The 18,038-nt window shown below is 67.7% G+C and carries 15 protein-coding genes; 9 read left to right on the plus strand and 6 right to left on the minus strand.

The genetic code is table 11. From position 1 onward, the window contains the following. Positions 1-73 precede the first annotated feature (73 nt). The 3 genes from ABD683_RS04795 (at position 74) to ABD683_RS04805 (ending at position 6,976) form a co-directional block, all read left to right on the plus strand. Positions 74-1,252 (plus strand): amino acid deaminase/aldolase, encoded by a 1,179-nt coding sequence (locus tag ABD683_RS04795; RefSeq protein WP_344767804.1) that lies wholly within the window; start codon positions 74-76, stop codon positions 1,250-1,252. After that, positions 1,245-2,540 (plus strand): D-arabinono-1,4-lactone oxidase, encoded by a 1,296-nt coding sequence (locus ABD683_RS04800; RefSeq protein ID WP_344767806.1) that lies wholly within the window; start codon positions 1,245-1,247, stop codon positions 2,538-2,540. Before ABD683_RS04795 ends, ABD683_RS04800 begins: the two co-directional genes overlap by 8 nt. A gap of 128 nt (positions 2,541-2,668) precedes the next feature. Then, positions 2,669-6,976, plus strand: a complete 4,308-nt coding sequence (locus ABD683_RS04805) for a beta strand repeat-containing protein (protein WP_344767807.1) — start codon at positions 2,669-2,671, stop codon at positions 6,974-6,976. A 43-nt stretch (positions 6,977-7,019) separates the two neighbouring features. On the opposite strand, the gene ABD683_RS04810 is transcribed toward ABD683_RS04805, so the two are convergent. Further along, complete coding sequence (locus ABD683_RS04810) at positions 7,020-8,255, minus strand: MFS transporter (RefSeq protein WP_344767809.1); 1,236 nt, start codon at positions 8,253-8,255, stop codon at positions 7,020-7,022. A gap of 58 nt (positions 8,256-8,313) precedes the next feature. On the opposite strand from ABD683_RS04810, the gene ABD683_RS04815 reads away from it, so the two are divergent. Further along, positions 8,314-8,835, plus strand: coding sequence for a MarR family winged helix-turn-helix transcriptional regulator (locus ABD683_RS04815; protein ID WP_344767811.1), 522 nt, complete (start codon positions 8,314-8,316; stop codon positions 8,833-8,835). On the opposite strand, the gene rlmB is transcribed toward ABD683_RS04815, so the two are convergent. The 3 genes from rlmB to ABD683_RS04830 all read right to left on the minus strand — a co-directional run bounded on the left by rlmB (position 8,832) and on the right by ABD683_RS04830 (position 12,784). Continuing rightward, positions 8,832-9,776, minus strand: a complete 945-nt coding sequence (gene rlmB / locus ABD683_RS04820) for a 23S rRNA (guanosine(2251)-2'-O)-methyltransferase RlmB (protein WP_344767812.1) — start codon at positions 9,774-9,776, stop codon at positions 8,832-8,834. The genes ABD683_RS04815 and rlmB overlap by 4 nt on opposite strands. A 1-nt stretch (position 9,777) precedes the next feature. Continuing rightward, entirely contained in the window at positions 9,778-11,187 is a 1,410-nt protein-coding gene (gene cysS / locus ABD683_RS04825; RefSeq protein WP_344767814.1) for a cysteine--tRNA ligase, read from the minus strand. Between the two features lie 106 nt (positions 11,188-11,293). Beyond that, on the minus strand, positions 11,294-12,784 hold the full coding sequence (locus tag ABD683_RS04830; protein ID WP_344767816.1) for a molybdopterin-dependent oxidoreductase: 1,491 nt from the start codon (positions 12,782-12,784) through the stop codon (positions 11,294-11,296). A 56-nt stretch (positions 12,785-12,840) separates the two neighbouring features. Here ABD683_RS04830 and ispF point away from each other — a divergent pair, with 56 nt between their 5' ends. Beyond that, positions 12,841-13,317 (plus strand): 2-C-methyl-D-erythritol 2,4-cyclodiphosphate synthase, encoded by a 477-nt coding sequence (ispF, locus tag ABD683_RS04835; RefSeq protein ID WP_344767818.1) that lies wholly within the window; start codon positions 12,841-12,843, stop codon positions 13,315-13,317. A gap of 54 nt (positions 13,318-13,371) precedes the next feature. Here ispF and ABD683_RS04840 read toward each other — a convergent pair whose 3' ends face one another. Continuing rightward, positions 13,372-13,857, minus strand: coding sequence for a CarD family transcriptional regulator (locus tag ABD683_RS04840; protein WP_309967052.1), 486 nt, complete (start codon positions 13,855-13,857; stop codon positions 13,372-13,374). Positions 13,858-14,033: 176 nt separating this feature from the next. Here ABD683_RS04840 and ABD683_RS04845 point away from each other — a divergent pair, with 176 nt between their 5' ends. Both ABD683_RS04845 and ABD683_RS04850 read left to right on the plus strand, forming a co-directional pair. Next, on the plus strand, positions 14,034-14,570 hold the full coding sequence (locus tag ABD683_RS04845) for a hypothetical protein (protein WP_344767821.1): 537 nt from the start codon (positions 14,034-14,036) through the stop codon (positions 14,568-14,570). Between the two features lie 10 nt (positions 14,571-14,580). Continuing rightward, positions 14,581-15,435, plus strand: coding sequence for a hypothetical protein (locus ABD683_RS04850; protein ID WP_344767823.1), 855 nt, complete (start codon positions 14,581-14,583; stop codon positions 15,433-15,435). 3 nt (positions 15,436-15,438) lie between these two features. On the opposite strand, the gene phoU is transcribed toward ABD683_RS04850, so the two are convergent. Further along, on the minus strand, positions 15,439-16,086 hold the full coding sequence (gene phoU / locus ABD683_RS04855) for a phosphate signaling complex protein PhoU (protein ID WP_344767825.1): 648 nt from the start codon (positions 16,084-16,086) through the stop codon (positions 15,439-15,441). Between the two features lie 133 nt (positions 16,087-16,219). Here phoU and ABD683_RS04860 point away from each other — a divergent pair, with 133 nt between their 5' ends. Both ABD683_RS04860 and ABD683_RS04865 read left to right on the plus strand, forming a co-directional pair. Then, complete coding sequence (locus ABD683_RS04860; RefSeq protein WP_344767827.1) at positions 16,220-17,356, plus strand: sensor histidine kinase; 1,137 nt, start codon at positions 16,220-16,222, stop codon at positions 17,354-17,356. Next, a complete protein-coding gene (locus tag ABD683_RS04865) occupies positions 17,353-18,033 on the plus strand; it encodes a response regulator (RefSeq protein ID WP_344767828.1) in 681 nt (226 codons plus the stop codon). The genes ABD683_RS04860 and ABD683_RS04865 overlap by 4 nt, the downstream gene beginning before the upstream one ends. Positions 18,034-18,038 lie beyond the last annotated feature (5 nt).

Raw genomic sequence — 18,038 nt, forward strand, 5'->3', positions numbered from 1 at the left:
ACAGCTCGTCTTCATGCGGTCAGGTGACCATCGTGATGGAGGTCGCGAGCCACCTGCGCGGCATACTGGCTGGGTGCCACTCCCCAACAACGCCGAACCGTTCGACAGACTCCTCAAGGCCACCGCTGATCTCGACACTCCCTTTGCGGTTGTCGACGATCCCGCGCTGTGGGCCAACGCCGATGATCTCGTACGGCGAGCTGCCGGCGTGCCGATCCGCGTCGCCTCCAAGTCGGTACGCGTGCGCTCGATCATCGACCGGACCCTGGCCCGCGACGGGTTCGCCGGCGTCATGTCCTACTCGCTCGCCGAGTCCAACTGGCTCGTCGACAACGGCATCGACGACGTCCTGCTGGCCTACCCGACGACCAGCGCCTCGGCGCTGAAGGATCTCGTCAAGGACGACAAGCGCCGAGCCGCGATCACGGTCATGGTCGACAGTGTGGAGTCGCTCGACCACATCGACAGCATCCTCGGCGTCGATCACCCGTCGATCAGGGTCGCCATCGACGTCGATGCATCCCTCAAGATCGGCCCGGCGCACCTCGGCGTACGCCGCTCCCCCGTCCACGACGTCGGCGATGCCAGCGTGCTCGCCAAGGCCATCGAGGGGCGCACGGGCTTCGACCTGGTCGGGCTGATGTTCTACGACGCACAGATCGCGGGGCTACCCGACACCTCGGCGGCCGTACGACTCGTCAAGAAGCGCTCCAACGCCGATCTGCTCGAACGCCGCAGCGCCGTGATCGCCGCCGTCAGCGAGCACGCCAAGCTCGAGATCATCAACGCCGGCGGCACCGGCAGCCTCGAGGTGACAGGCGCCGACCCGGCGATCACCGAGCTCACCGCAGGCTCCGGGCTCTTCGTGCCGACACTGTTCGACGGCTACGACGCGTTCGAGGCGCGACCGGCTGCGTACTTCGTGCTCTCGGTCGTGCGCAAGCCCACGCCCGACATCGCCACGCTGTTTGCCGGGGGCTACATCGCCTCAGGTGCGACCAACAAGAACCGCCAGCCGACGCCGACCTGGCCCGCGGGCCTCAAGGCCATAGGCACCGAGGGCGCCGGCGAGGTGCAGAGCCCGGTCAAGGGCAGCGCCGCCCGTGACCTGAGCATCGGGGACCGCGTCGTGATGCGCTACGCCAAGGCCGGCGAGATGTGTGAGCGGTTCAACGAGATCGCCATCGTCGCCGAAGACGGCAGCGTCGAGCGCGTACCGACCTATCGCGGTGAAGGACAGAACTTTGGCTGAGACATGGCACAACTGGGGCCGCAGCGTCGAGACGCACCCTGAGCGCGTCGCCCATCCCGCGTCGACGGCCGAGGTGTCGGCGCTCGTACGTGAGGCGGCCGCCGCAGGCATCACGATCAAGGCCGTCGGCGCCAGCCACTCGTTCACCGCCATCGCGGCGACCGACGGCATCCTGCTCAAGCTCGACCGGATGAACGAGATCATCGGCCATGACACCGCGACGAGCCGCGTACGCGTGCAGGCCGGGATCTCGCTGCACGAGCTCAACCCCCAGCTCAACGCCATGGGCCTCGCGCTGCCCAACCTCGGCGACGTCGACCCGCAGTCCGTCGCAGGCGCCGTCTCCACCGGCACGCACGGCACCGGCGACAAGCTCCACGGCATCTCCAAGACGGTCGTCGCCGTACAGCTCGTCACCGGCGACGGCGAGGTGCTCGAGATCGACGAGTCGCACGCCTGGTTCGGCGCCTCGCGCGTCACGCTCGGCGCACTCGGCATCATCACCGAGGTCACCTTGCAGTGCGTGCCCGCGTTCCTGCTGCACGCCCGTGAGGAGCCGATGGCGCTGCCGGAGGCGCTCGACCGCATCGACACTCTGGTCGGCGACAACGACCACTTCGAGTTCTACTGGTTCCCGCACACCGAGAAGGCGCTGATCAAGCGCAACAACCGCGTGCCCGAGGGCACCGAGCGCAAGCCGGTCGGCAGGTTCCGGCACTGGCTCGACGACGAGTTCCTCAGCAACACGGCGTTCGAGGGCATCAACCGGGTCGTGGCCAGGAAGCGCAGCTGGATCCCACGCGTCAACAACATCGCGGCGTCGATGCTGAGTGCCCGTGAGTACGTCGACGACTCCTACAACGTGTTCGTCTCGCCGCGGACCGTACGGTTCCGCGAGTCCGAGTTCGCCATGCCCCGCGAGGCGCTGCCCGACGTGCTCGGCGAGCTGAAGACGTGGTTCGACGCCGGGCACGAGCGCATCTCGTTCCCGATCGAAGTGCGATTCACCGCCGCCGACGACGTGTGGATGTCGACGGGCCACGAGCGCGACAACGTCTACGTCGCGGTGCACCAGTACGTACGGAGCGACTACCAGCAGTACTTCGCCGCAGCCCAGGACATCTTCACCGCGTACGAGGGTCGCCCGCACTGGGGCAAGATCCACACGCTCGACTCGTCCTACTTCGCGCAGCGCTATGCGAAGTTCAACGACTTCGTCGCGATCCGCGATCAGCTGGATCCGCAGCGGACGTTCAGCAACGACTACCTCGACCGCGTCCTGGGCTGATCGTGTCAGCGGGACTGTCATAGTCCTAACGGGTGGTTTCCTGCTGTTCGGCGCCACGACGTGACGCGCGTCACTAGGGTGCCGAGAGCCGAACTCCCACTCCCAGCTTTCGGCCCCAGGAGCTTGTCATGCCCACACGCCGTGCCCCCTTCATCGCTCTCGCTCTCACGCTCGCAGCCGCCACCGGCTTGACCGTGACATCGCCGGCATCAGCAGCCACGACCTGGTTCGTTGTGCAGGGCGGCAGCAGTGCCGCCTCGTGCGGGACCAGCGGTTCGCCGTGCAACTCGATCTCCACCGTGATCGCCAAGGCAGGCTTCGCGTCGGGCGACACGATCAACGTCGCCGCGGGCACGTACGTCGGGCTGACCGCGTTCACGACGAAGGGCGCCAACGTCGTCGGCACCGGCACGGTGATCCTCGACGGCAACGCCGCCGGATCGACCATCTCGATGGCGAACAACGTGCCCGTCTCGCTCACCAACCTGACCATCAGGAACGGTCTGAACAACTCGACGTTCGGCGGCGGAATCCGGGTCCAGGCCGGCACCCTGACCGCGCAGGACGTCACCATCACGGCCAATCGGAGCACCGCGGGAGCAGGTGTGATCGTGTATGCCCCCGCGACCTTCAACATGATCGGCGGCTCGATCACCAACAACACCACCGCGACGATCGGCGGTGGAGGCCTCTACAACCTCGGCACCACCAAGCTGACCAACGTCGCGGTCACCGGCAACACCGGAGCACTCGGCGCCGGCCTGGTCGCCGCCGGAGGCACGTTGACCGTCGACGGAGGATCCATCGCCAACAACGCCTCGACGTCGAGCGGCGGTGGCGTCTATTCCATCGCGCCGACGACGCTGACCAACGTCAGCACCCACCACAACACCGCCCTGTTCGGCGGAGGCGTGGCCGTCGCGAATGTCGGCGACGTCACGGTCAACGGAGGATCGATCAGCAACAACACCGTCACCGCGGGCGCGCAGCTACAGGGCTGGGGCGGTGGCGTGTACGTCGCCGGCAAGACCGCGAGTGCCGTGGCCGGCGTGCTGAAGGTCAACGGCACGACGCTCAACGGCAACCTCGCGTCCGGCGCCGCCTTCGCGGCCGCTGGTCTGGGAGGCGCGATCCTCACGTCCGGCACCACGACGATCGACGGCGCCAGCTTCAGCGGCAACCGGGCAACCGGCACCGGCAACGTCGGGGGGTGGGGTGGCGCGATCTACCACGGCGGCAGTGCACCCGCCGTCCCGGCGATGACGATCACCAACACCGAGATCAAGGGTGGCGGCGTCACGAACGCGTCCGCCGGCGGTGCCATCGCGGCACCGAGCCCGTTCGCTGCCACCGGGCTCACGGTCTCGGGCAACGTCGCGCAGGTCGGCGGCGGCATCTACGCCAGCAGCGACACATCGCTCACGAACAGCGCGATCACGAGCAACCAGGCGACCAACGGCAGCCTGGGGATCGGCGGCGGCATCAACGTCGTACGCCCGTCCGCCAGCACGTTCAGCACCGTGGTTCTCGACAACACCGACGTCACCGGCAACACCTCGGCGGTGTACGGCGGCGGCCTGGGCCTCGGCGCCGGCGTCACGACGACGATCCGCAACGGCTCGGCGATCGACGACAACGCAGCCGTCGCGGGCGGCGCCGTGTTCAACAGCGGCTCCCTGACGGTCCGCGACTCCAGCGTCAGCGGCAACAACGGCTCGTTCCAGGGCGGCGGTCTCTACAACGGCTCCACCCTGGCCACCGACGCCCCGACCATGACGCTCGACGCCGTCTCGGTCGACGACAACACCGCGGCCAATGGAGGTGGTGGCGTGATCACGATCAAGGGCGCCACGCTGACGGCCACCGGCGGTCACGTCAACGGCAACAGCGGCATCGGCGGCGGCGGCGCCCTGGTCGGCGACGGAGCAACCGCAACATTCGACGGAACCGACTTCATCGGCAACACCGCATCGAACCTCGGCGGCGGCGCGATCCTCAGCAGCGGCAACACGACGGTGTCCCATGCGACGATCCGTGACAACGTGGCCGCGCACACGACCGGCGTCACCGGGATCGGTGCAGGCATTTACAGCGGCTCCGGCACGGCCAACGCGGTCACCAAGCTCAAGGTGCGGACCAGCACGATCTCGGGCAACGAGGCGTTCGGTGGAGCCGCGATCCTGACCTACTCGTCCGGGGCCGGAGCAACCAACACGGCGTCGATCGACAACTCGACGATCACCGCCAACACCAACACGGCTGCGGTCGGCGCTCTCGAGCTGCTGCACCCCGCGACGATCACCAACAGCACGATCACCGGCAACTCGGCGACGGGCACGGCCTCCGGCTCGTTCTTCACCAGCTCACCGCCTGTCGCCATTGCCGGTTCGATCGTGTCCGGCAACACCGGGCCCGAGTGCTCGGCCGCGCTCGCCGACGGTGGCCGCAACCTCAGCGACGCCGGGGACACCAGCTGTGGCTTCACACCGGCCAAGGACGACGTTGCCGCGGCACCGCTGCTCGGACTGCTCGCAGACAACGGTGGCGAGACCAAGACGATGCTGCCCGGACCGGCCAGCCCCGCACTGGACCGCATTCCCGCAGCCACTGCGACCGGGCTCAACGACGCCGTCACCGGCGCGGCCGTCACGCTGTGCGCCGCAGGCGACAAGGACCAGCGCGACACCGTCCGCCCCAAGGGCGCCAGGTGCGACATCGGCGCGGTCGAGGTCGCCCAGGTCGCCCCGGTCATCAGCGGCCCGGCGAGCGCCGACTACACGCTGAACAGCGACGGCGCACCGGTCAGCTTCACGACCACCGGCACGCCGCAGGCGGCGCTGACGTACACCGGAACGCTGCCGACCGGCGTCACGTTCCACGACAACGGCGACGGTACGGCGACGCTCGCGGGCCACCCGACGACCGGACCCGGCGGCGTCTTCACCATCACGGTCAAGGCGACCAACGAAGCCGGCACCGACACCAAGAGCTTCGACCTCAAGCTGCACCAGGCGCCCAAGCTCACCGGACCGATGGCGTCGACCTACACCGTCGGCCAGGCCGGTGGACCCGACCTGTTCACCCAGTCCGAGGGCTACCCCGACGCCGACCTCACGTCGAGCGCCCTGCCCGGTGGTCTCACGTTCACGCCCGACGTCGGCGGCAAGGGCTCGATCGCCGGCACGCCGGACAACGGCACCGGCGGACAGTACGACGTCACGATCACCGGCGACAACGGCACCCCGCCCCCGGCGACCTGGCCGTTCGCGCTCACGATCAACGAGGCGCCGAGCGTGGACGGACCCACCTCGTCGACCTTCACGGTCGGCACGGCCGGCAGCTCCGCGTCGTTCACCACGACCGGTTTCCCGAAGCCGGACCTGACCGCCACCGGCCTGCCCGATGGGCTGACACTCAGTGGCAACGGCACTGCCAAGATCACCGGCACCCCGGCACCGGGCACGGGCGGCGAGTACGACGCCACGGTCAAGGCCGCCAACGGTGTCGGGTCCCCCGCCACCAAGGACGTGCACGTGACGGTCAAGCAGGCACCCGTGCTTGTCGGCCCGTCGGACGCGCACCTGTCGGCGGGCGTCTACGGCGAGGTCATCTTCTCCAGTGAGGGCTACCCGGTCGCCGACATCACCGCGACCGGCACCCTGCCCGACGGCGTGACGTTCGTCGACCACGACAACGGCACCGCGACACTGGGCGGCACCCCGACGTCGGCGTCCGCCGGCCAGTACACGATCACGGTGACGTCGAGCAACGGCGTCGCTCCCGACTCGGTCATCCACCTGACGCTCGAGGTGATCCCGCACCTGGCGATCACCTCGACGACGCTGCCGGATGCGCCGTACAAGACGAGCTACACGTCGAACGTGAGCATCATCGGCGGCCTGCCGACGTACACGTTCACCCTGACGAGCGGCGCGCTCCCGACCGGTCTGACGCTCAACTCCAACGGCACGATCACCGGTTCGGCCACCGGCACGGTTGGCGTGTCGTCGACGTTCACCGTCAAGGTCACCGACGGCGCGAACCCAGCAGCCACGGCGACCAAGACGCTGACGATCAAGACGGTCAAGGGTGCGACCAACCTCGCGGTGGCCCCGGTCTACCTCAAGTCGAGCGCACCCGACACCGATCCGCAGGCCAGCTTCTACATCGGAACGCTGCGGGCGACGCTGACCGGCGGATCGCCGGCCCAGCCCCTCGCGGGACAGCCGATCGTGTTCAAGGCGGCGGGCGCGACGGTGTGCACCGCGACGACGGATGCGGCGGGCAAGGTCAACTGCCGGATGAGCATCCTGGCCATCCCGCTCGTCACGTTGGCCAACGGTGCCGACGGGACGTACGCCGGCAACACGACGTGGCTGCCGTCCAGCGGTTCAGGCAAGAACGTGGCTCACCCACCGGGAGGCTGGACCGACTGAGGCTCGCCGGGCCGGCGTCCTAGGCGCGGGCCTGCGCGATCGTTCAGGCCGGTTGCCTCACGGGCTCCGGATCGGCTTGCTTGCGTTCGAGTGCGCGTACGTCCTTTGACGTCAGCGCAACCAGCACGCTGCCAACTATCACGGCTCCGACGACCGTCAGCCAAGCCCGATTGCCGGCCAGTGCGGCGATCGGACCGGTCATCACCAACCCCACCGGCCGAGCGATGTACGAGCCGATCATGTCGAACGAGTAGACCCGCGCCAGCTTGTCGGGCTCGACCTGCTCCTGGATCGACAGGTCCCAGCCAACGCTGAAGATCTCCAGCCCGAAGCCGTGGAGCCAGGCGCCGACCAGGACGACTGCAAGCGAGTCGGACATGGCCATCGCCAACGGGAAGGCTGCCGTGAGGGCGAGGAAGCACGTACCGACGAACAGGGCGTTCTTGGGCCGCCAGCGCAACGTGACGAGGCCACCGGTCACGAAGCCGAGCATCATCGCCGACAGAGCCCAACCCCACGCAGGTCGACCGAGCGAATCGCTCACGACGATGGGGCCGAGCACGCTCTGGGCCCCGCCGTAGAAGAGGTGGTAGAGCAGTGCCTGGAGGATCAGCAGCCACAGCCAGGTGTGTCGCCGCACCTCACGAAATCCTGCGGCCACGTCCCGCAAGAGTCCCGTACGCGCGGGTGCCGGCAACGGAACGACCGACACCCGAGAGAAGCACACTCCGGCCGCGGCGAAGGTCAGGGCGTCGATGGCAAGCGCCCATCCGCTGCCCACCAGGACGACCAAGAGCCCGGCCACGCCATTGCCGACGATCAGTGCAATGTTCTGGCTGATCCGCCTCCACGAGATTGCCTGTTGCAGCAGTCCTGCAGGGACTGTTTGCTGAGTGATCGCCGAAGAGCTCGGCCCACCGAGGGCGCTGAGGGCACCGTTCAGCGCGCCCAGCACTGCAAGGAGCGGAATGGTCGACCAGCCACCGATCAGCGAGTACGCGACCACTCCCTGGACCACGGCCGCCGACGCCGCGGAGCCCTGCAGCATCACGTTGCGGGGTAGTCGATCGCCCAGAACGCCGCCGAAGAGAATGGCACCCACCTCGGCCAGGGCGTAGCAGCCGATGACGACTCCGAGATCGGTGGCGTCGCCGTCGAGGTCCAGCACGGCGAAGGCGAGCGCGACCATCGCGATACCGCTGCCGAGCAGGTTGGTCGTGGTGCCGGTCACCAACCAGCGGAACGACGCATGGCGAAGAGGGTGGTCGGCTGCACTCATTCTGTAATGTTATTCGCTAGCGAAATATTCGTCAACGAAACATCTGTAGGATGGCTCCATGACGAAGGACGAGGCGGATCTTCATGTCGAGCGTTGGCGCGACCACTGGGTGCTCGAAGAGGGGATCGACGACGACATCGAGGCGATGACCGTCCGCATCGGAACCATCAGCAAATGGTTCAAGGCCACCACGAAGGACGCCGTCGCACAGGTCGGGCTGGAGGACTTCGAGTACGAGACGCTGCACTCGCTGATGATCCGCGACACACCGGGCCTCGCCTCGCCCGGCGAGCTCGCCCAGTCGATGGGCGTGTCCAACGCCGGCGTGACCGGTCGGCTGGAGAGCATGGAGAAGAAGGGCTGGCTCAAACGGAAGCCCGGAGCCGGCGATCGCAGGCGGGTCGAGGTCGAAGCCACTCGCGAAGGCCTACGAATCTGGCGCGAAGCAATGGCCCTGCGAGGGTCCGCCGAGACCGACGTTGCGAGCGTCCTCACTCCGAGCGAGCTGGCCGCCCTCAACAAGCTGCTGAAGAAGATGACCCTCGCGATCGAGCAGGAAAAGGCCGCGGAAGAACGCTAGGCGCGGGCCTGCGCGACCGCGTAGAGCGCGATGCCCGCGGCGACTCCCGCGTTGAGCGACTCGAGGCCGGTCGACATCGGGATCGACACCAGCTCGTCGCACGTCTCGGAGACGAGCCGCGACAGGCCCTTGCCCTCGCTGCCGATGACCACGACGACGGGGCCGTCGATCATCTGCGAGTCGGGGAGGTTGACCTCGCCGTCGGCGGCCAGGCCGATGACCATCATGCCCTCGTCCTGGAACGCCTTGAGCTGACGCGTCAGGTTGGTGACGCGGGCGACGGGCACGCGCGCCGCGGCGCCGGCTGACGTCTTCCACGCGGACGCCGTGATGTGCGCCGCGCGACGCTCGGGGATGACCACGCCGTGCGCGCCGAAGCCGGCAGCGGAGCGGATGACGGCACCGAGGTTGCGGGGATCGGTCACGCCGTCAAGCATCACGATCAGTGCGGGCTCCCCCAGCTCGGCGGCGTTGCGGGCAAAGATCGCCGGGTCGGCGTACTCGTACGCATTGAGCTTGGCCGCGATGCCCTGGTGAACGGCGCCACCCGTGAGCTTGTCGAGCTCGATGCGGCCGATCTCCAGCAGGCTGATGTGCTGCTCGGCGGCGAGCTTGAAGATCTCGCGGATGCGGTCGTCGCGCTCGGTGCCCTCGGCGACGTAGAGCGCGTGGATCGGCACGGTCGCGCGGAGCAGCTCGACGACGGGATTGCGTCCGGCGACCCACTCGGCGGCATCTCCCTGCTTGCGCTTGGGCCGAGCAGCCTCACGCTTCTGGGTCGCGTTCTTCATCTTGTAGATCTTGTGGTTGGGTCGGTCCTCGGCGCGCGGGGTCGGGCCCTTGCCCTCGAGCCCCTGGCGACGACGGCCACCCGATCCGGCAGTGGGGTTGCCCTTGCCGGTCTTCTTGATCGCGCCTCGACGCTTGCTGTTGCCCGGCATGTCAGTCACCCTTCACGGACCAGCGCGCACCCTGCGGCGTGTCCTCGATCTCGATGCCGGCAGCCGTGAGCTGGTCGCGAACCCGGTCCGCGGCAGCAAAATCCTTGTTGGCCCGCGCCTCCTGGCGCTGCTCGAGCAGCCCGCCCACGAGGGAGTCGATCACCTGCGCGTACGCCGCATCGTCACCTCCACGATCCCACGTGGAGGCCAGCGGATCCAAACCGAGGACGTCGAGCATGCCTCGTACGGCGGCCAGGACGCCCGGCAGCGACGAGGTGTCACCACCGCTGACGAGCTTGTTGCCCTCGGCGATCACCGACTGCAGGGCGGCGAGAGCGGCGGGTACGCCAAGGTCGTCGTCCATGGCAGCGGCGAACGCTGCCGGCACCTCACCGAGCTCGCCGGGACCGACCAGCTCGGCGGCGCGGCGTACGAAGCCCTCGATCCGGGCGAACGCCGTCGCTGCCTCGGCCAACGACTCCTCGGAGAACTCGACGATCGAGCGGTAGTGCGACGCCGCGAGGTAATAGCGCAAGTCGATCGGGCGCACCCGCTTGACGACCTCGCTGACCAGCAAGGTGTTGCCGACCGACTTGCTCATCTTGGAGCCCGAGAGGTTGAGCATCGCGTTGTGCATCCAGACGCGGGCGAACTTCTGGCCGGCCGCGGTCGACTGGGCCAGCTCGTTCTCGTGGTGCGGGAACCGCAGGTCGAGTCCGCCGCCGTGGATGTCGAACTCATGACCGAGGTACTTCGCCGCCATCGCCGAGCACTCCAGGTGCCAGCCCGGACGTCCGCGACCCCACGGTGTCGGCCAGGAGGCCGACTCGGGGTCGCCCGCCTTGTGGCCCTTCCAGAGGGCGAAGTCGCGAGCGTCGCGCTTGCCCTCCGGCGGGGCGTCTTCGGCGGCCTGCATGTCGTCGATCTTCTGGTTGGACAGCTCGCCGTACGCCGGCCACGACCGCACGTCGAAGTAGACGTCGCCCGATCCATCCTCGGCCGCGTAGGCGTGGCCGCGCTCGATCAGCGTCTGCATCATCTCGATCATCTCGGGCACGACACCGGTGGCGCGGGGCTCGTATGTCGGCGGCACACAACCGAGAACTTCGTATGCGGCGTGCAGCGCGCGCTCGTTCTCGTACGCGACGGCGAACCAGGGACGGTTCTGCTCGACACCCTTGGCGAGGATCTTGTCATCGATGTCGGTGACATTGGCGACGATCGTGACCTCCAGGCCCGAATGCTCGAGCCAGCGACGCAGGACGTCGAACACGACCTCCTTGCGGATGTGCCCGATGTGCGGTGGACCCTGGACCGTCAGCCCGCAGTGATAGATCGAGACCTGACCCGGATGCACGAGATCCAGCTCGTGAACCTGACGCGTGGCGGTGTCGAACAGCTGAAAAGTCACGGTGCCAACCCTATCGGCTCCGAACCCGCGTACCCGACGCCGCGATTTGTGACTCTCAAGGCGTCATCTTCTTCCGGAAGCGCTCAGAAGGTCACAAATCGCGGGGCTAGGTGATCGTCACCCTGATGCCCGGGTAGCCGGTGGCGCCGTCGGGGAGCACGTCGGCGACCTCGTGGGTCTGCGGCACACCCGCGCTGTTGGTGGCCCGCGCCTCGATCGTGTGGTCGCCCGTGTCGGCGTCCCACTGCCAGGTCCACTGCACCCAGGTGTCGACGTTGGGCACCTTCGCCAGCGTCGCCGGCTGCCAGGAGCCGCCATCGATACGAACCTCCACACCGCTGATGCCGACGTGCTGCTGCCAGGCGACCCCCGCGACGGTCACCTTGCCGGCCTCGGCCGCACTGCGGGGCACGTCGATGCGCGCCTCGGTCTTGACCGGGCCGAGGCGGCCCCAGCCGCGCTGGGTCCAGTAGGCCTCGAAGTCCTCGAACCGGGTGACCTCCCAGTCGGTCACCCACTTCGTCGCGGAGACGTAGCCGTACAGGCCCGGCACCACCTGGCGTACGGGAAACCCGTGCGGCACCGGCAGCGGCTCACCGTTCATCGTCAGCGCCAGCAGGGCGTCACGTCCGTCCGTCAGCGCTGCGAGCGGGGTGCCACAGGTCCAGCCGTCCTCCGACGTCGACAGCAATGCATCCGCACCGGGCTTGATGCCGACCTCGTCGAGGATGTCCTTGATCGGTACGCCGCTCCACGTCGTGTTGCCGATCAGATCGCCGCCGACCTCGTTGGACACGCAGCAGAGCGTGATCCACGCGTCCTTCAGTCCACGGTCGAGGAGATCCTGATAGGTCAGCGTCATCTCCCGGTCGACCATCCCGTGGATGCGCAGCTCCCACTCGTACGGGTCGATCAGCGGCGGCGACAGCGCGGTGTCGATCCGATAGAACTCGTCGTTCGGTGTCAGCCACGGTGGCTGGTCCTTGACCCCGAGGTCGACGCCGGACGGTACGGCAACGCCGCGTGTCGGCAGCTTCAGCGCCGCCCGCGCCCGCTCGATCTCCTGGCGCCGACGGCGGCGTGAGCCCAGCAGCTCACCGGCTCCGCCGACCACGACGGTGGCTGCCACGACCATGCCGGTGGTGCGGAGGAACGTCCGCCGTCCCGCGTCTGGCTCGGCCGTCGCACGTGTCAGCAGCTCGATCACGACCGCCACGACGCTCCCGGCGACGACGCACACGACCACGCCCCCGACGTACGCGTACGGGCGTGCGATCACCGCCCCGGACGCCGCCACGACAAGGAGACAGATCAGCGCGATCGACCAAGGCCGGCGGCGGGTCCACCAGTTGCCGGCCAGGCCGCCGAGAAGCGCGATCGCGAGCAGCACGGACGCGACGGCGAGCGGTTTGTCGTTCGTCCCGACGACGCCGATGATGCCCTCGGCGACACCGCCCGGGGTCAGCTTGATGACGGTCTGGCCGAGGGCCAGCACGGGCGACTCCCGCAGGTTGATGACGGCGGCGAGAGCCTCGCTCACGGCCACGGCTGCAGCGGCAGCGATCACACCGCTGACAAAGCCTTGGCGTCGAGTCACGGATCCATCATCGCTCGCACCTCACCGACCTGCGTGGCGTACGGCATGATCAACCTGTGACATCTCCGCGCATCGGCATAGGCACCGACGTCCACCGGCTCGTGCCCGGGCGCACCCTGTGGCTCGCCGGCCTTGAGTGGCCCGGCGAGGAGTCCGGTCTCGAAGGCCATTCCGACGGCGACTGTGTCGCCCACGCGATCGTCGACGCGGTGCTCAGCGCTGCCGGGCTCGGCGACATCGGCAGCCACTTCGGCACCGGCGAGCCCGAGTGGGCCAACGCCGCCGGCGTCGAGTTCCTGCGCGAGACGGCGCTGCGCGTACGAGCCGCCGGTTGGAGCATCGGCAACGTGTCGGTCCAGGCGATCGGCAACCGGCCCAGGATCTCCGAACGCCGCGAGCAGGCCGAGGAGACGCTCGGCGCGGCACTCGGTGCTGCCGTCTCGCTGTCAGCGACGACGACCGACGGGCTCGGCCTGACGGGGCGCGGCGAGGGTATCGCCGCGATCGCGACCGCCCTGCTGTTCGAGGTCTGACGACGACAAAGCCCCCGCGGCAGATGCGGGGGCTTTGTACGACTTGTGGTCAGCTCAGGAAGCGAGTACCTCGTCGAGACGGATCTCGGCCTTGTCCTCGTTGGTCTTCTCGGCAAGGGCGAGCTCGGAGACCAGGATCTGACGAGCCTTGGCCAGCATGCGCTTCTCACCGGCGGACAGTCCGCGCTCGTGGTCGCGGCGCCACAGGTCGCGTACGACCTCGGCCACCTTGAGCACGTCACCGGAGTGGAGCTTCTCGAGGTTGGCCTTGTAGCGGCGCGACCAGTTGGTCGGCTCCTCGACGTGCTCGGCACGGAGAACGTCGAAGACGCGCTCCAGACCGGCCAGGTCGACGACGTCGCGGACGCCGACCAGGTCGACGTTGCGGGCCGGGACGCGGACGATCAGGTCAGTCTGGGAAACAATGCGGAGAACCAGGTAGTCGTGGTCCTCGCCCTTGATCTGTCGGGTTTCGATGTCTTCGATGACTGCAGCCCCGTGGTTGGGATAAACAACGGTTTCGCCGACAGTAAAAGTCATAGAGAACGTACCTTTCCTAGGTGACAAGGATAACATGCGTCGCCGACACCGCTCGGGCTCGATTCTTGATATGGACCCCGTAGCAGACGCCGTAGCCGGAGGTCAAAGTCACCCGTTCCGGGGTGCTCCGATACGATCGGCGCGACGACTTTTGCCCGACTGAAAGCAGGCCACCGGTGAGCTCCGTACGACGTCGCCTCGCAGCCGCAACCATGGCGGCCACCGCCCTCCTGACGCTCGGCGCCTGCACCCGCGGCTTCGACGCACAGACCAACCAGCAGTACCAGGCTGCCGTCGGTGCCAACGTCCACGGTGAAGTCGACGTGCTCAACGCGCTGGCCGTCGCCAACGAGGACGGCTCGGCCACGATCTCGGCCGGCTTGGTCAACAACACCGGCGACGAGGACGCGCTCTCCTCCGTCACGGTCACGACGCTCGACGGCAAGGAGCTGCAGGTACGCGGCCTCCGCTCACGCTTCGTCCTCCCCAAAGGCAAGCTGACCTCGCTGGGCACCACCGCGGACAACGCCAACTTCCGGATCGCCGACGGCGCCAAGGTCGGCTACTACGTCAAGGTCACGTTCGACTTCGAAGGTGCGTCGCCCGTCACGATCGAGGCGCCGGTCGTCGCGCGCACGGCCGAGTACGACAACGTCCCCGGCGCCGAGCTGCTGCCGACCGAGCCCGCCGCGACCGAGACAGCCGCGGAATAGCGTCAGCCCCATGCACATCCGGGGCTTGGCCGTCGTCACCCTGGTAGCCCTGATCACTGCGTCGTGCGGTCGCGAGACGCCACCACCTCCGCCGGCGCCCGGCACGGTCGAGGTCCGTGACGCCGTGTTCGTGTTGAACCCCGACGGCTCGGCGACCCTGTCGGCAAAGGTCATCAACACCACCAAAGACTCCTACCAGCTGTCATATGTCCCCTATGCGAGCACGAAGGGGAACGAGCTGGACGACATCCGCGTGCGATTCTTCGACCCACGCACGGTCTACCCGCCGGAAAAGGCTGGAACCATCGGCGACCTTGGAGACAAGACACAGATTCGGTTGGCGCCTGCACCCGCACCTGGCACCCGTGTGACGCTCACGCTGGGCTTCGGGCTCACCGAGGAGGAACAACCTGAAGACGAGCTCCTCGCCGAGCTCAACGTGACCGTTGACGTCCCAGTCGTGACGCGTACGCCGACATTCGACTCGGTCCTCGGCGCACAGGCCAATACGGCAATCACCATCGAGGACGGCAAGATCTTCGTGATCCCCGGGCAGAGGAAGGCGTACCTCGACGGCAAGGTCATCAGTGACATCCACGACTGCGCGTACGAGATTCCTACCAAGGCTGTCGCAGACGACGGCAGGCGCGTTGATTATCAACATCAAACTGCCACGGGAGGGCCCTACGGCATCTGCACCGAGCCCGGCAAGGTTGCGACGATCGGCTATCCCCCATACACCGAGGGCGAGGGTGATGCTGACTACTTCGATGCGAAGGATCTGACGATCGGCGAGAAGATCACCGTGACGATCCCGTTCGAGTCCGGCGACGTCGAAGGGGTCTTCACCGTCGTTCGGGGCTGAGGCTCAGGTGAGCTGGCCCTGGCCGGTGACCAGGTAGACGACGCGACGCGCCATCGACACGGCGTGATCGCCGATGCGCTCGTAGTAGCGACCCAGCAGGGCGAGGTCGATGGCCGGCTCGACACCGTGCTGCCACTCGACGTTCAGCACCGAGCGGAGCAGCTCACGGCGGAGCTTGTCCATCTCGTCGTCCTCGGCCTCGAGCTCGGCGGCGGCCTTGACGTCACGGTTGGCGACGATGCGCGAGGCCGAGTCGATCATCGAGTCGGCAACCGCGGCCATCGACTGGATCGTCGGGTGCAGCTTGACCGGCACGGCCGAGTCCGGCATCCGGCGGCGCGCGACCTTGGCGACGTGGACGGACAGGTCGCCCATCCGCTGCAGGTCGGTGAGCATCCGCAGTGTCGCGACGAGCTGACGAAGATCGGTGGCGACCGGCTGCTGGGTTGCCAGCAGCAGGAGCGCACGCTCCTCGATCATCTCGGTCGCCTCGTCGATGTCCTTGTCGCCGGCGATGACTGCTTCGGCGACGGTCCCGTCGGCATCCAGCAGCGCACGGGTCGACTCGGCGACGGCCTTGCGTACGGAACCGGTGAGGCTCACCAGGTCGTCGACGATGGCATCTAGCTGTTCGTAGTACTGATCGCGCATGACCATGACTTTAGGCAAACGGAGTGAACGGACGGCGACCTCCGGTGAACGCGGCATGAACAGGGTCTGAAGGTCGTTTCGGCGAACGCCTCCGAACACGAGATCTTTGCCGTCGGCACCCTACGATCAAGGTGTGGATATCGGAGCGAGCATGCTGATCGCGGGAGCGATCGGTGCTGTCGTCGGATCCATCATCACGTACGTGTGGCGATTCAGTGAGCGACGTCAGAATGCGGTGGTCGAGACAGTGCCCGTCATCCCTGCAGGTGTCGAAGCAGTTCTTGCCGTGCTGCCTTCATCCACGGTGCTGATCGACTCGGCAGACACCGTCGTACAAGCCTCGGCGCCGGCCCACGCGATGGGCATCGTGCACGACGGCCGCCTGCACCCCGAAGAGCTGATGACCCTCGTACGCCAGGTGCGGCGCGACGGCCAGGTGCGCCAGGCCGACATCTCGTTGCAGCCCAAGCGAGGCACCACCTCATACATCCACGCCCGGGTGGCCCCGCTCGGATCGCGATTGATCCTCGTGCTGGCCGACGACCGTACGCGCGAGCAGCGCGTCGAGACGGTGCGCCGCGACTTCGTCGCCAACGTGAGCCACGAGCTCAAGACGCCGATCGGCGCACTCAACCTCCTCGCCGAGGCCGTCGCGGAGGCCAAGGACGATCCCGACGCGGTCGTGCGGTTCTCCAGCCGCATGCACACCGAGAGCGAGCGCCTGACCCGGCTCGTCCAGCAGATCATCGACCTCTCCCGGCTGCAGAACGACCTGCTCAGCGACGACGCCACGACGATCAAGGTCGGCGAGCTGATCTCGGAGGCGTGCGAGCACTCCGCCACCGACGCGGAGCGCAAGGAGATCGACATCGTCGCGACGGTCGAGCCCGACCTGTTCATCCACGGCGATCGGGCCCAGCTGCACGCCGCCGTCAGCAACCTGGTCGAGAACGCCGTGACCTACAGCCCCGAGGGCTCCAGGGTCACGGTCACCGCGACACACGTCGACGAGAACGTACGGATCACGGTGGCCGACAACGGCATCGGCATCCCGAACGAGGAGCTCGACCGGATCTTCGAGCGGTTCTACCGCGTCGATCCGGCACGGGCCCGCGCGACGGGGGGCACCGGACTCGGCCTCTCGATCGTCAAGCACGTCGCAGCCAGCAACGGTGGCAGCGTCGAGGTGTGGAGCGAGCCGGGTCTCGGCTCGTCCTTCACCCTCGTGATGCCGTCCTACAACGAAGAACTCGAAGAGGAGCAGTCGTGACGAAGGTCTTGGTCGTCGAGGACGAGACGAGCTACAGCGAGGCGCTCTCGTACGTGTTGCGCAAGGAGGGCTTCGACGTCGCCATCGCCGAGACGGGTCCTGACGCGCTCACGGAGTTCGACCGCAACGGTGCCGACATCGTGCTGCTCGACCTGATGCTGCCGGGCCTCTCCGGCACGGAGGTGTGCCGCGCGATCCGGCAGACCTCGTCGGTGCCGATCATCATGGTGAGCGCCAAGGACACCGAGGTCGACAAGGTCGTCGGCCTCGAGCTCGGTGCCGACGACTACGTCACCAAGCCCTACTCGCCGCGTGAGCTGGTCGCCCGCATCCGCGCGGTGCTGCGACGCGGCACCGCCGACGAGATCGACGACAACGCGTCGCTCGAGTCGGGCCGCGTACGCATGGACGTCGATCGGCACCTGGTGACGATCGACGGCGAGGTGACCCGCTTCCCGCTCAAGGAGTTCGAGCTCCTCGAGTACTTCCTCCGCAACCCCGGCCGCGTCCTCACCCGTGGGCAGCTGATCGATCGCGTGTGGGGCGCCGACTACGTGGGCGACACCAAGACCCTTGATGTCCACGTCAAGCGGCTGCGCGCCAAGATCGAGCCCGACCCCGCCAACCCGTCCACCCTGACGACCGTGCGAGGTCTTGGGTACAAATACGACTCCTAGACGTC

Origin of the sequence: Aeromicrobium panaciterrae, from assembly GCF_039537165.1 — a bacterium.
Classification (GTDB): domain Bacteria; phylum Actinomycetota; class Actinomycetes; order Propionibacteriales; family Nocardioidaceae; genus Aeromicrobium; species Aeromicrobium panaciterrae.

Coding starts and splice junctions, on each gene's coding strand:
- ABD683_RS04810 (WP_344767809.1), bottom strand. CDS start 8,255: ATGAGTGCAGCCGACCACCCTCTTCGCCATGCGTCGTTCCGCTGGTTG.
- phoU (WP_344767825.1), bottom strand. CDS start 16,086: ATGCGCGATCAGTACTACGAACAGCTAGATGCCATCGTCGACGACCTG.
- ABD683_RS04815 (WP_344767811.1), top strand. CDS start 8,314: ATGACGAAGGACGAGGCGGATCTTCATGTCGAGCGTTGGCGCGACCAC.
- ABD683_RS04805 (WP_344767807.1), top strand. CDS start 2,669: ATGCCCACACGCCGTGCCCCCTTCATCGCTCTCGCTCTCACGCTCGCA.
- ABD683_RS04850 (WP_344767823.1), top strand. CDS start 14,581: ATGCACATCCGGGGCTTGGCCGTCGTCACCCTGGTAGCCCTGATCACT.
- rlmB (WP_344767812.1), bottom strand. CDS start 9,776: ATGCCGGGCAACAGCAAGCGTCGAGGCGCGATCAAGAAGACCGGCAAG.
- ABD683_RS04840 (WP_309967052.1), bottom strand. CDS start 13,857: ATGACTTTTACTGTCGGCGAAACCGTTGTTTATCCCAACCACGGGGCT.